The organism is Streptacidiphilus sp. MAP5-3, assembly GCF_041262505.1.
Lineage (GTDB): Bacteria > Actinomycetota > Actinomycetes > Streptomycetales > Streptomycetaceae > Streptacidiphilus.
Genome location: NZ_JBGCCL010000015.1, coordinates 22,450 through 35,693, shown reverse-complemented (window position 1 = coordinate 35,693; position 13,244 = coordinate 22,450). Strand labels below are relative to the sequence as shown.

Sequence of the window (13,244 nt, the reverse complement as noted above, 5' to 3'; positions counted from 1 at the left end):
GGCCGCCGTTGCCGTTCCGGCTCAGTCGGGCAGGCCCCAGAACGGGCCGTGCAGTCCCACCTCGGCGAAGTAGGCCGCGGCGGAGGCGGGATCGCGGCGCTGGTAACCCCGGTCCATCCGGCCCGCGTACCAGTGGCGGGCAAGACGCCACAGGGTGGGCAGGTCCATCACGTAGCCGCGTGGCCGGCCGGTGCGCTCCAGCCAGGCGTCGACGCAGTCGGCCGAGCAGAACAGGCGCTGGTGCGCGCAGGTGTGCACGACGTCGTCCCAGACGCGGTCCGCCGGGGTGAGGAAGTGGGCCATCTGCGCCCCCGGCGGCGGGGCCTGACGACCGACCACCCACGCGTGCGGGGTGTCGCACGCCGGGCAGCGGGTGGCGACGAGGACGTCCGGCTCGTCCTGCAGCAGGTGGGGAACGGCGAAGGAGTCCCAGGCGCAGCCGCCCCACCACAGGGTGCTTCGACCCATGACCGAGAAGCCGAGCGGGATCGACGCGAACGGATGCGCCATGACGATCCGGTCCGGATCCTCCGCGTCCAACACCACGTCGCGATGCCCGTGCAGGGCCTGCAGCACGCGCCGGACGACGGCCTGCGGCAGGCCGGTCCCGGCGGCGAGGTCCGCCGGGGACGGCGCGTCCCCGGTGCGGGCGAAGTGGGCGTAGACGGCCAGGCGGACCTGCTCGGTGTCCGCCGCGTGCAGCGGTGCGCCGGTGGCGTCGTTCACGGCGGCACTCCCTTGCGCTGCTACGGGCTTGCTGTGCTGCGGGCTTGCACCGCTCCAGGCTTGCTCTGCTGTGGGCTTGCGGTGCTACGGGACGGGGTCCGGACCGGCCGGGTCAGCGAGCGGGTGGCGGTCCTCCGGCGGCGTGGTCGGAGACCGCGACCACCAGCACGCGGGTGTCGGGACTGAGGCTGCGCCAGCGGTGGCGGACGCCGCCGGAGAGGTAGAGAGTGTCGCCGCGGCGGAGGTGGTGGATCCGGCCTTCGGCCTCGACCTCCGCCGCGCCGTCGGCGACGTACATCAACTCGTCGCCCAGGTGCAGGAATTCGCGGTCGGCCTGCTGGTCGCCGGTGAACTCCAGGGCGTGCAGCTGACGGCGTCCACGGACCAGCGGGCGGACTCCCGCGTCCGGGGACAGACCCGCGTCGGCCCCGGCCAGGACGACGTCGACCGGGCGGTCGGCGGCATCGGCGGTGGCGAGCAGGTCGACCGCGGTGGTCTCCAGCCCGTCGGCGATCCGTTGCAGCGAGCGCATGCTGGGGCGGGCCCGGTCGTTCTCGATCTGGCTGAGGAAGGGGACGGACAGGCCGGTCCGCCGCGCCACCTCGGCGAGGGTCAGGTCGAGGGCGCGGCGTCGGCGGCGGACCGCGCCGCCGAGGCGCTGCTCGGCGCGCTCGCCGTCACCGCCACCGGTCGTCCCCGCCTCTGCGTCCGCGCCCGTGCCCATGCCCGCGCCCGAGGCCGATTCACCCATGATCGCCACACCTCCCTGCGGCCACCTTACGCACCCGCACGGCACGTTTCGTACGGCTGCAACACAGCCGACACACCACGCTCCTATCGTCGAAGCACTTTGACGTCATCAAACAAACTTTGATGGGAGCGTTTCGTGGCACGAGTCGACCAGAACCAACGACGCCGTCGCGGCACCGGGCTGATCGCCCTCGATCCGGACGCCGCCTTCCCCGGCTTCACCCTCTTCGCCCCGTTGACCGGCGGTGGCGAGGTGCACCTGGTGGACCTGCACGGGCGGCCCGCGCACCGCTGGCGGTTCCCGTACCGGCCGGGGCGGCACGCCCGGATCGTGCGCGGCGGCGAGCTCGCCTACAACGGCGTGCTGCCCGGCGTGGCGGCACTCTTCCCGATGTCGCACAAGTACCGGGGCGGGGTGATGCTCCGCGCCGCACCGGACGGCGAAGTGCTGTGGGAGCACCGGGACCCGCGCCAGCACCACGACGCCCACCACCTCGACGACGGCGGAGTCCTCTACACCGGTGTCGAACCCCTGCGGGGCGCGGAGGCGTCGACGGTCCTCGGCGGGGTGTCCGGCTCGGAGGCCGACAGTGCGACGGTGTGGGCCGACACCATCACCGAGGTCGGACCGGACGGGTCGATGCGCTGGAGCTGGCGTGCCGCCGAGCATCTGGACCGTGCCGCGTTCCCGCTCCACCCGGACTACGCCCGTGAGCACTGGCCGCTGATCAACAGCGTCACCCCGCTCGCCGACGGCAACGTGCTGGCCAGCCTGCGCAGCGTCTCCGCGGTGGTGGTGATCAGCCGCAGCACCGGCGAGATCCTGTGGCGGACCCCGCCCGGCACGGTCTCCCAGCAGCACTGCCCGACCGAGCTGGACGGTGGCCGCCTGCTCGTCTTCGACAACGGCGTCTTCCGACCCGGCCACGACGTGCCGTACTCGCGGGTCGTCGAGATCGACCGGACCGACGGCAGTGTCGCCTGGGAGTACCACGACCCGGCCAAGGAGGCGTTCTTCGCGCCCTTCATGGGTGCGGCCCAACGGCTGCCGGGCGGCAACACCCTCGTCACCGACTCGCCCGCGGGGCGCCTCTTCGAGGTGACGGCGGACGGCTACCTGTGCTGGGAGTACGTGGTGCCCCACTTCGGCGCATACGCCGAGACGGAGGTCCGGTCGCTGTTCCCCGCCGAGCCCAACGCCGTCTTCCGCGCCTACCGCTACGCCCCCGAGGAGATCCCGTGGCTGAACACGCGCCCGTGACGGCCCCAGACATGAGAGCCGCGGACATGAGAGCCCCGGACATGGGAGCCGCGGACGCGCGGCAGCCGCTCCGACGTCTGGTCCCGCTCGCGTGCCAGCACGTCCTCGCCATGGCGGCCACGCCGGTCTCCGCCGTCTTCCTCGTAGGGACCTCGCTCCGGCTGACGCCTGGTCAGACCGCGTCCCTGCTGGCCACGGTGCTGGTGCTGTCGGGAGCGGGCTCGGTACTGCAGTCGCTCGGAGTGTGGTCCTTCGGGGCCCGCCTGCCCTTCGTCATGCTGCCGGGCGGGGCCGCCACCGCGCTCTTCCTGCAGATCGCCCATGTCCACGGACCAGCCGTTGCGTCCGGCTCCGTCCTACTCGCGGCGGCGCTGCTGCTCGCGGTCACCCCCGTGTACGGACGGGTGGTCAGGCTCTTTCCACCGCTGGTCATGGGGGTGACCGTGCTGCTGGTTGGGGTGTCGATGGTCCGGGTCACCACGCAGCTGCTCGTGGGCGCGAGCGGCAGCGCTTCGTCTCACACCCTGGCCGCCGCAGGGCTGACCGTCGCGCTCACCCTCCTCGCCCACCTGCTGCTGCGGGGTGCCTGGCGCCAGTCGGCGGTGCTGGTCGGCATGCTCGGCGGCACCGTCCTGGTGGTCGTCACCGGACTCGGCTCGTTCACCCCGGCAGCCGGGCCCGCGTTCTCGCTGCCGCACCTGCTGCCCTACGGCACACCGGAGTTCGACCTCCCGGCGGCGCTGCCCCTGTTGCTGTTCAGCCTCACCTCGCTGGCCGAAGCCACCGGCCAGACCGCCCTCAACAGCGAGAAACCCGATCTCGGCCGGGACGTCCCGCGTCTGGCGCGCGCCGACGCGCTGGTGTCGCTGCTCGGCGGATTCCTGGGCGCGCCACCGATGGTGACCAGCTCGGAGAATGTCGGCCTGACCCGGCTGACCGGCGTCCGCAGCCGCTCCGTGACGGCGACGGCCGGTGTCCTGCTGGTCGCAGCCGGCCTGTTCTCCCCGCTGTCACGGCTGGTCGCCGGGCTGCCGACGGCGGTCGTCGCGGGTTCGGCGCTGGTGGTCTACGCGATGATCACGGCGATGGGCGTGGAGATGCTCGGCCAGGCGCTGAGCCGGATACGGCCGGGCGGCAGCTCCCCCGACGCGCTGGTCGTCGGCCTGGCCCTGACGGTAGGTCTGCTGCCGGTGGTCGCACCCGACCTGTACGCCGACCTCCCCGACTGGGCCCGGACGGTCCTCGGCAGCGGCGTGGTGGCCGGGACCCTGACGGCCGTCCTGCTGCACGCGGTGAGCTCGCTTCGCTCCCTGACGCGCCGAGGGGAGGCGCCAATCGGGAAATTTCGTGCACGAGCCTTGCTGTCTCTTGTCGTGGATGCGTCAATGGGCGCGATCCGGAAGCCGACTGACTTCGTTCCGGAGGCTTCCTCGCGCACCACGGAAGGAGACTCTTCATGAAGCACGCAAGACTCGGCGCCGGCACGGCACTTGCCGTCTCGGTCCTCCTCGGTGCGGGCGTGGCTCAGGCGCCCCTGGCCGGCGCGGTCTCGCCCGACTCCGCCACCGTCGCGTTCGACTGCGGCTCCTACGGCTCGGGCACGGCCACGCTGACGGCCTCCCAGAACGGCACCGCCGCGACGATCACGCTGTCGACCTCGGCCATCACGGCCCCGCTCGACATCGGCGCCGACTCCGTCAGCTCCAACCTCACCATGACCAACACCGACGGCAGCACGGTGTCCTTCACCGGCGACGCCAACCCCGACATCCCGGCCGGCAGCGCCGTCTCGACGGGCCCGCTGACCGGGACGGTGGCGGCTGGTGACAACCTGTCCGCCACCTCGCTCACGGTCACCGTGTTCGGGATCACGGCCACCTGCACGGCGACCTCCGCGCAGACGCCCGGTCCGTTCTCGTTCTGACCACCCGCGCCATCGCGGGCGCGAAACCGGCCGACCGGACGTCAAAGCCCGGTCGGCCGCCACGCGTTCAGCGGATTCAGCCCAGTTCGGACGCAGGGACGGCGGCCTCGGGCGCAGCGGTCTCCGCCCGCGCCCCGGTGCTGTCGCGGCGCGTGCCGAGCACCAGGGTCGCGATGCCCGTGACGGCCAGGTTCGGGGCCAACGAGACCAGACCGGGGTCCCAGGTGCCGATGTCCACGCTGCCGAAGGTCAGCCAGGTGAGGCAGGCGACGCCGGTGACGATGCCCAGCAGCGCCGGGGTCGCGCCGAGGCGGTTGCGCCGGGCCAGCGCGGCCACCGTGGCGGGGGCGAGCTGGGCCAGGCCGCCGTAGGTGAGCAGCAGCAGGTTGGTGAGCAGGTCGGGCCGGGTGAGGCCGAGCACCAGAGCCGCTCCGGAGGCTGCGACGACGGTGAGGTGATTGGCCGTCAGACGGGCCCGCTCGCTCCGGGCAGGGACGAGATTGTGCGAGACCAGGGTGGAGATGCCCATGACGATCGCCGCCGAGGGCACCATCGCCGCGCCCGCCGCCGCCACGGCGATCAGGCCCACGACCCAGCCGGGCAGGCTGTGTGCGGCCATGGTCAGCAGCACCGACTTGCTCGACGTGCCGGGTGCCAGCGCCAGCACTCCGGCCAGGCCGACGATGACCGGGATGCCCAGGGCCACCTGGTAGAGCGGCAGCCAGATGTAGTTGCTGCGCAGCGCCTTGCCACTGCGGGCGGACAGGACCGGCGGCCACAGGTGCGGCATGGTGTTGAGGCCCGAGCCGAGCGCGCTGATCAGCATCGACGTGGTGAACCAGGTCGCGTCGTAGCCCGGCGGGTGCAGGGTGAGCAGTTGCGGGTGCGTGTGCTGGAGGGTGTGGAAGAGGTGGCCGAGGCTTCCGCTGACGGAGATCGGCACCGCGACCAGCAGCACCAGCAGGGCGAGCACCATCAACGCGTCCTTGAGGTACGCGACCCGGGCGATGCCGCGGATGCCGGACCAGAGCACGAAGCCGACCGTCAGCACGGTGGCCAGCACCATGCTCAGGTTCGCGCCCGCGTGGCTGCCCGTGGCCAGTTGGACGATCAACCCCAGGCCGGTGATCTGCAGTTGCAGGTACGGCAACAGGAACACCGCGCCGACGACGGCGACGACCTTGCCGAGCAGCGGGCTGCCGAAGCGGTGGGCGAAGAAGTCGGCCTGGGTGAGGTAGCCGTGGTCGCGGCCCAGACGCCAGGTGCGCGGGCCGATCCAGTACATCGTCACCAGACTGATCGCCAGATAGCCGATGGCATAGGTGGCGGAGACACCTCCGCCGAAGGCGAGACCGGCCAGACCCAGGAAGCTGAAGGTGGTGAAGAACTCGCCCGCCTGCAGGAACCAGGAGGTGGCGGCGGAGAAGTTGCGGTGCCCGACGGTCCACTCCCCCAGCTGCTTGCTGGGACGCCGACGCCCTGAGATGCCGAGGGCGGCGATCGCCACCATGCCCAGGACGGTGATGACCATGCTCGTGTTCATCTCGCGGCCTCCTCGGCCCGGGTGGCGGTCTTCGGGTCGGCGTCGTCGGCGTGCTCGGCGTCGTCGGCGTGGTCGGCCGAGCGTTCGACCGCGTAGAGCGCGACGGTCGTGCCGACCGTCCAGAGCACGGCCCAGACCAGGACGGACGGCAGACCGAACCACAGATGTGGGCCGTTGACGAAGGGCAGGAAGGGCGCTGCGAAGAATCCGAGGACCGGAACGCAGGCCCAGACGACGTGCTTCGGCTTCATGGAGTTCCTGTCGGTCGCAGGGTGGGGGTCAGGGTGAGGTCGGCGTGCCGAAGGTCGGACGCCGCAGGTGGTGCCGGGTGGCGGACTCGAAGGCGTGGCCCGCGCGCAGCACCGCCAGGTCGGCGCGGGGCGGACCGACGATCTGCAGGCCGACGGGCAGCCCCTCGGCGGAGAACCCGGCGGGCACGGAGAGCGCGGGCGTGCCGAGGACGCTGATCAGGTAGGCCGAGCGCATCCAGTCCAGATAGGTGTGCTGCGGACGCCCGGCGACGACGGCCGGGTACTCCCACTCCACCGGGAACGGCAGCACCTGACTGACCGGGGCGAGCAGCAGGTCGTAACGCTGGAAGAAGGCGGTCGCCTCCAGGTGCAGCCGGGTACGGTCAGCCGTCGCACGAGCGATGTCGGTGCCGGTCAGGCCCCGGCCCTCCTCGATGTTCCAGACCACGCTGGGCTTGAGCGCGTCGCGGTGACGGTCCAGCAGATCGCCGAGAGCGAGGTCGAACTCGTGGGCGCGCAGCGTCCGGAAGACGCCGTGGGCGGCACGCAGGTCCGGGCAGGCGGGTTCGACGCGCACGCCGAGCTCCTCGAAGACCTTCAGCTGCGCCTCGAGGACGGCGAGTACCTCCGGCTCGACGTCGACGGTGCCGCCGAGGTCGGGCGCCCAGGCGATCCGCAGACCGGACACGTCAACCTCCCCCAGCGTTCGGAAAGCCTCCCCCGGCGTCTCCAGGCTGGTCGGACAGCGCGGATCGGGCCCGGCCATGACCGAGAGCAGCAAGGCGACGTCGGCGACGGTTCTCGCTATCGGGCCCGGCACGGCGAGCGTCTCCCACACGTGCGCCGACGGGTACGCCGGTACCCGCCCCGGCGTCGGACGGAAGCCGACGACGTTGCAGAAGGACGCGGGGTTGCGCAGCGAGCCGCCCATGTCACTGCCGTCCGCGAGCGGCTGCAGCCCGGCGGCGAGCGCGGCAGCCGCACCGCCGCTGCTGCCGCCCGCGGAGCGGGTGGGGTCGTAGGGGTTGCGGGTGGCGCCGAAGACGGTGTTGAAGGTGTGCGAGCCGGCCGCCAACTCCGGCACGTTCGTCTTGCCGATCCGGATCGCGCCGACCGCCCCGATCCGCTCCACCAGCAGCTCGTCCTCGTCGGGGACGTGGTCGGCGAAGAGCGGCGAGCCGTGGGTCGTCCGCATCCCGCGGGTGAGGTGGGTGTCCTTGAACGCGATCGGCAACCCGTGCAGCGGACCGACCGGAAGCCCGCGGGCGAGCCGGTCGTCGGCGGCGCGGGCGGCGGTGAGCGCGCCCTCCGGGTCGAGCGTGACGATCGCGTTGATCCGGGGGTTGACCTGGTCGATGCGGTCGAGATGGGCCTGGACCACCTCCCGGCTGGAGAGCTCGCGACGCCGGATCAGGGCGGCGAGTGCGGTCGCGTCGGCGTAGTGGAGGGGCTCATTCATGGGGTCCTCGGTGCGGCGGGTGACGTGGGTCACGGTTGTTCCTCGGGTCGCCCATCCTGTGGGCCGAGACGAATCTCGTCAATAGATTGCTCAAAATGACGTTTCTAGTCATTCTTATGAGCGATCCCCTGCTTCTGGCCAAGAGGACCCCCATGCCGCACCACACCTGGAGCAATCCATGACGCAGAAACCACGCCCGCGGGGCCCGCTCGCCGGACGGCTCGTGCTCGACCTGTCCCGTGCCCTGGCCGGGCCGCACGCTGCGATGATGCTCGGCGACCTCGGCGCCCGCGTGATCAAGATCGAGGCCCCGGGCCGGGGCGACGACACCCGCGGCTGGGGTCCCCCCTTCGTCGGCCCCGAGCACGCCCGGGAGTCGACGTACTTCCTCTCCTGCAACCGCAACAAGGAGTCGGTGACCGCCGACCTCAAGTCCGAGGCCGGGCGGGATCTGATCACCCGTCTGGTACGGCGCGCCGACGTGCTGGTGGAGAACTTCCGGCCCGGCGTGCTGGACCGGCTCGGCTTCCCGGTCGAGCGGCTGCACGAGCTCAACCCGGCCCTGGTGGTGCTCTCGATCAGCGGCTTCGGCCACGACGGACCCGAGGGCGGCCGGGCCGGTTACGACCAGATCGCCCAGGGCGAGGCCGGGTTGATGAGCCTCACCGGAGAGCCGGGTGCGCCCGCCAAGGTCGGCACCCCCATCGCCGACCTGCTGGCCGGGATCTTCGGCGCGACGGCGGTGCTGGCCGCGCTGCTGGAACGCGAGTCCACCGGACGCGGCCGGGTCGTGCGGACCTCACTGCTCTCCTCCCTGGTCGGGATCCACAGCTTCCAGGGCACGCGCTGGACCGTGGCGGGCGAGGTCCCGCGCGCGACCGGCAACCAGCACCCGTCGATCGCGCCCTACGGGCTCTTCCACTGCGCGGACGGCGAGATCCAGCTGGCGGCGGCCAGCGAGTCGCTCTGGCGCGCGGTCGCGCAGGTCACCGGCCTGGACCCGGACGACGACCGGTTCGCCACCAACGCCGATCGGGTGACGCACCGTCAGGAACTCGCCGCGCTGCTGGAGGGCGCCTTCGCGACCGACAGCGCCGCCCACTGGCTCGAACGGCTCGACGCGGCCGGGATACCCGCCGGGCGGGTGCGCAGCATCGACGAGGTCTACCGGTGGGAGCAGACCCGACAGCAGGGACTGGTGATCGACGTCGAGCACAGCACGCTCGGTACGATCAGCCTGCCCGGTACGCCGTGGTCCTTCGACGAGGAGGCCGCCGACACTGCGGTCCACCAGGCGCCGCCCACCCTCGGCGAGCACGACGCCTCCGTCCGCGCCTGGCTCGCGGCCACGGAGGCGACGGAGGTCGCCGCACTCGCGTCGACCCCGGGGAGCTCGAAGTGACGACCGCCCGCACCACGCCCGCGTCGTTGCAGTTCGCGCACCAGCTTCTCGACGAGGGCAGCTGGACGTGCTGGGACACCCCACCACGCGGCAACCCGGTCCACGGCCCCTACGCCGACGACCTCACCCGCGCCCGCGAGCGCAGTGGCGGTGCGGACGAAGCCGTTCTCACCGGCGAGGGCCGCATCCACGGCCGACGGATCGCCGTGATCGTCGGCGAGTTCGGCTTCCTCGCCGGGTCCGTCGGCGTCGCCGCGGCCGACCGGCTCCTGCTCGCCGTCCACCGCGCCACCGCCGAGGGCCTGCCCCTGCTCGCCTGCCCCGCCACCGGCGGCACCCGCATGCAGGAGGGCACCCCCGCCTTCGTCGGCATGGTCCCCATCGTCGCCGCCCTCGCCGCCCACAAGGCCGCAGGGCTCGCCTATCTCGTCCATCTCCGCCACCCGACCACCGGCGGCGTGCTCGCGTCCTGGGGCTCCCTCGGCCACACCACGACCGCAGAGCCGCACGCCCTCGTCGGCTTCCTCGGCCCCCGCGTCTATCAGGCCCTCTACGGCCGCGAGTTCCCGGGCGGCGTCCAGACCGCCGAGAACCTCGACCACCACGGCATCGTCGACGCCGTCCTCACCACCGACCAACTCCGCGCGCGGACCGGGGACATCCTGCGCATCCTCACCCCGGGCGCGGCCGAGACGCGCGCCGACAAGCCCGCCGCCGCACCCGAGGCACACCTCAGTCAACCCACCGACGACGTCTGGCAGTCCGTCACCCTCACCCGGGCCCCCGACCGCCCCGGCCTTGCCGACCTCCTCGCCACCGCCGACTCCCTCGTCCCCCTCCACGGCACCGGCGCGGGCGAACGCGACGACGCCCTCACTCTCGCGCTGGCCCGCTTCGACGCCACCCCCTGCGTCGTCATCGGCCACGACCGCGCGGCGGCCCGCACACAGGGCACCGACATCACCCCCGCCGGACTGCGCACCGCCCGGCGTGGCATGCAGCTCGCCGCAGAGCTCGGCCTGCCCGTGGTCACCGTGATCGACACCGCAGGCGCCCAGCTCGGCCCGGCCCAGGAAGAAGCGGCGCTCGCCGGCGAGATCGCCCGCTGTCTCCAGCAGCTGATCACGCTGCCGGCCCCCACCCTCAGTCTCCTTCTCGGGCAGGGAACCGGAGGCGCGGCCCTCGCCCTGCTCCCGGCCGACCGCGTCCTCGCCACGCAGCACGCCTGGCTCGCACCCCTGCCCCCCGAAGGTGCTTCCGCCATCCTGCACCGCACCACTGACAGAGCCGCCGACCTCGCCCGCGCCCAGCACATCGGTGCCCACGACCTCCTCCGGGCGGGCACCGTCGACCGGATCATCGCCGAGCCCGACACGCCGTCAGCCCTGATCCGCGCCGTCAGCGCCGCCGTGAGCGGCGAACTCGCCGAACTCGCCGCGCTCAGCGCCCGATCAAGCCCGGTTGCCGGCTCGGTGGCCGACCCCGTGCGCCGCGCGGAGCAGCGGGGTCGCCGCAGCGCTGCGCTTGTACGCCTCGACGACCAGGTGTGACTGGATCGCCTCGACGCGGTGGACCCAGGGCGAGGCGGTGAGGAACTCCTGCAGGGCCTGCTTGGACGGCTGCGTGACGTCCACCAGCAGTTGGTGCTCGCCCATCACGGTCGCGCAGTAGCGGACCAGCGGCGACTCGACGAGCATCGCGCCGACCGCCTCGACCTGGTCCGGTCTGGTCCGGATCCACAGCATCGCCTCGACCGGCAGGCCGAGCAGGGCCGGCTCGACGGAGGCCCGCACGCTCACCAGCCCGCGCCGGGTGAAGGTCTCCAGGCGGCGTCGGACCGTGGCCTCGGACATCCCCGTGACAGCCGCCAACTCCTCGTGGGTACGGCGGCCGTCCTCGGCCAGGGCCTGGAGGAGTCGCCACTCGTCCGGGCCGACCTCGACGTCCGGCGGGTCGACGCGGTCCGGGATCTGACTGCCGCCGTCCAGCTCGGCCTCCTCTGCCGGGGTCAGCACGGCGGGACGCCACTCGTGCACGGTCCGGAAGTAGCGCAGCACCGGCGAGACGTGCTGGGAGACCACGCCGGGGAGTGCCGGGATCCGGTCCAGCATCAGGTTGCCGAGCCGGCCGGGCGGGCACTGTACCTCGGCGACGCAGTCGACCGGTCCGGCCAGGGCGTAGCTGAAGATCGTGTCGTCCCAGTCCGCGGTGGCGACGGCGACATCCCGGACCGCTCCCGGGCGGCAGTTCAGCCGCACGATGGCCGTCTCGCCCTGGGTGATCAGCCCGGTCACCACGACCTGGCCGCTGTCGAGCAGCCGCAGTCCGCGCCGGGCGACCGTCCGTTCGCCCTCGCCGAGCACGGCGGCGATCCGCCGCCACGAGGCCCGTCCGTCGACCTGCAGCGCGGCGACGATGCGCCGGTCCAGCGCATCCAGGCCCTCTTCCGTCGCTGTCACCCTCACACACTAACCAGTGGCCGCTCCCCGGTCGCGCCCCCGGCCGTACCCCGGCCGCGGCCGGACGACGGTGCACCCGTGGACGAACCGTCTAGACTCGCCCGTCAGGGACCGTCAGGGACCGTCAGGGACCGTCAAGCCGGTGAAACGGGGGCACAGTTGAGCGGGATCATCGTGATCGGCGGGGGCATCGCGGGTTCGGCGGCGGCGTTGGCGCTGCACAAAGCCGGGTTCGAGGTGACGGTCCACGAGGCGCACCCGGTGAGCGGCGCGGACATCGGGGCGTTCCTGACCCTGGCGAGCAACGGCATGCGGGCGCTGGCCCAGTTCGACGCGGCCGAGGCGGTTGCCGCCGAGGGTTTCGAGCTGACCTGGATGAACGTGCTGGACGCGGAGGGCGCCGAGCTCGCCTCGGTGCCGCTGGGGGACGTGGAGCACCCGCTGACCCGGTTCCGCTGCCTGCGCCGCGCCGAGCTGGCCGCCGCACTGCAGCGCGAGCTGTCGCGGCGCGGGATCGCGATCCGCCACGGCGCGCGGCTCGTCGGCGTCGACGACACGGACGACGGCGTCACCGCACGGTTCACGGACGGCACGTCGGCGCAAGGCGAGCTGCTGGTCGCCGCGGACGGGCTCCGCTCCGTCGTCCGCTCGTCACTGACGCCCGACACGCAGCCGGACTACGCGGGGCAGGCGGTCTTCTACGGCTACACGACCGAGGCCCGGCCCCCGCACGCCGACGGACGGATCACCATGGTCCGGGGCAGCGGCACCGCGTTCGGCTACGCGGTGTCACCCGCCGGGGAGACGTACTGGTTCGCTCGTGTTCCCGGACCGGCGCTGACGGCGGAGGAGATCGGGGGCACGAAGCCCGCCGAGTGGCGCGAGCGCCTGCTGCCTCTGCTGCGCCCGGACCGGACGCCCACCGCCGACATCGTGGCCGCCACCACCGAGAGCCTGATGGCGACCAACGCCATGCACCTCACTCCCGGCCTGCCCTGGCGCGGCCGGCGCACGGTCCTCATCGGCGACGCCGCGCACGCGGCCTCGCCCGCGACCGGCCAGGGCGCGTCGATGGCGCTGGAGGACGCCGTGGTGCTGGCGAAGGCGCTGCGGGACAGTGCCTCAGCCGATGCCGCGCTGGACGCCTACGAGGCGCACCGCAGGCCGCGCGCCGAGCAGAACGTGACGAACAGCGCCCGGCTGACCGCCTCCCGCACCACCGCCGTGTCGCCGGACACCACCCGCCGCCAGGGTCCCTCGACGCGGGTGGACGAGGACGTGCAGCGCACCCTGGACTGGAACACCACGCTCCCGGCGGCCCCGTCCGAGAACTGACGTTCCGTCAACAGCCCAACCGCGGACCGGACGAACAGTCGGCGAACCTGACGCCACGCCAGTTCGCCGCCCCGTCATGTCCAATCCATTCAGACCCCCGGGCCGCCGAGCGGCTCCTGGGCAGAACCTCGTGC

The 13,244-nt window shown here is 72.8% G+C and carries 12 protein-coding genes; 6 read left to right on the top strand and 6 right to left on the bottom strand.

Translation table 11 applies throughout. From position 1 onward, the window contains the following. Positions 1–21 precede the first annotated feature (21 nt). A complete protein-coding gene (gene merB, locus ABH928_RS22075; protein ID WP_370069090.1) occupies positions 22–726 on the bottom strand; it encodes an organomercurial lyase in 705 nt (234 codons plus the stop codon). A gap of 112 nt (positions 727–838) precedes the next feature. Then, a complete protein-coding gene (locus ABH928_RS22070; RefSeq protein ID WP_370069088.1) occupies positions 839–1,477 on the bottom strand; it encodes a helix-turn-helix domain-containing protein in 639 nt (212 codons plus the stop codon). 135 nt (positions 1,478–1,612) lie between these two features. Between ABH928_RS22070 and ABH928_RS22065 the strand changes: the two genes are divergently transcribed. Genes ABH928_RS22065 through ABH928_RS22055 form a run of 3 tightly spaced genes read left to right on the top strand, consistent with a single transcriptional unit; the run spans position 1,613 to position 4,661 of the window. Beyond that, on the top strand, positions 1,613–2,737 hold the full coding sequence (locus ABH928_RS22065; protein ID WP_370069086.1) for an aryl-sulfate sulfotransferase: 1,125 nt from the start codon (positions 1,613–1,615) through the stop codon (positions 2,735–2,737). A gap of 41 nt (positions 2,738–2,778) precedes the next feature. Further along, the gene (locus tag ABH928_RS22060) at positions 2,779–4,197 is read left to right on the top strand and encodes a solute carrier family 23 protein (RefSeq protein ID WP_370069084.1); all 1,419 of its coding nucleotides are present in this window, start codon (positions 2,779–2,781) and stop codon (positions 4,195–4,197) included. Next, positions 4,194–4,661, top strand: a complete 468-nt coding sequence (locus ABH928_RS22055) for a hypothetical protein (RefSeq protein ID WP_370069083.1) — start codon at positions 4,194–4,196, stop codon at positions 4,659–4,661. The genes ABH928_RS22060 and ABH928_RS22055 overlap by 4 nt, the downstream gene beginning before the upstream one ends. A 76-nt stretch (positions 4,662–4,737) precedes the next feature. On the opposite strand, the gene ABH928_RS22050 is transcribed toward ABH928_RS22055, so the two are convergent. The 3 genes from ABH928_RS22050 to ABH928_RS22040 are packed head-to-tail and all read right to left on the bottom strand — an operon-like array spanning position 4,738 to position 7,914. Further along, on the bottom strand, positions 4,738–6,204 hold the full coding sequence (locus ABH928_RS22050; protein ID WP_370069081.1) for a sodium:solute symporter: 1,467 nt from the start codon (positions 6,202–6,204) through the stop codon (positions 4,738–4,740). After that, positions 6,201–6,455: a hypothetical protein gene (locus ABH928_RS22045; protein WP_370069079.1), complete on the bottom strand. Its 255-nt coding sequence runs from the start codon at positions 6,453–6,455 to the stop codon at positions 6,201–6,203. Before ABH928_RS22045 ends, ABH928_RS22050 begins: the two co-directional genes overlap by 4 nt. Positions 6,456–6,483: 28 nt before the next feature. Then, positions 6,484–7,914 carry an amidase gene (locus ABH928_RS22040; RefSeq protein ID WP_370069349.1) on the bottom strand — a complete coding sequence of 477 codons (1,431 nt, stop codon included), beginning with the start codon at positions 7,912–7,914 and terminating at the stop codon, positions 6,484–6,486. A 178-nt stretch (positions 7,915–8,092) separates the two neighbouring features. Between ABH928_RS22040 and ABH928_RS22035 the strand changes: the two genes are divergently transcribed. Both ABH928_RS22035 and ABH928_RS22030 read left to right on the top strand, forming a co-directional pair. Next, entirely contained in the window at positions 8,093–9,316 is a 1,224-nt protein-coding gene (locus ABH928_RS22035; RefSeq protein WP_370069077.1) for a CaiB/BaiF CoA transferase family protein, read from the top strand. Beyond that, a complete protein-coding gene (locus ABH928_RS22030) occupies positions 9,313–10,866 on the top strand; it encodes a carboxyl transferase domain-containing protein (protein WP_370069075.1) in 1,554 nt (517 codons plus the stop codon). The genes ABH928_RS22035 and ABH928_RS22030 overlap by 4 nt, the downstream gene beginning before the upstream one ends. On the opposite strand, the gene ABH928_RS22025 is transcribed toward ABH928_RS22030, so the two are convergent. Beyond that, positions 10,768–11,775, bottom strand: coding sequence for an Lrp/AsnC family transcriptional regulator (locus tag ABH928_RS22025; RefSeq protein ID WP_370069073.1), 1,008 nt, complete (start codon positions 11,773–11,775; stop codon positions 10,768–10,770). The two genes, ABH928_RS22030 and ABH928_RS22025, sit on opposite strands and share 99 nt — an antisense overlap. A 159-nt stretch (positions 11,776–11,934) precedes the next feature. On the opposite strand from ABH928_RS22025, the gene ABH928_RS22020 reads away from it, so the two are divergent. After that, complete coding sequence (locus ABH928_RS22020; protein WP_370069071.1) at positions 11,935–13,110, top strand: FAD-dependent oxidoreductase; 1,176 nt, start codon at positions 11,935–11,937, stop codon at positions 13,108–13,110. Positions 13,111–13,244: the final 134 nt, after the last annotated feature.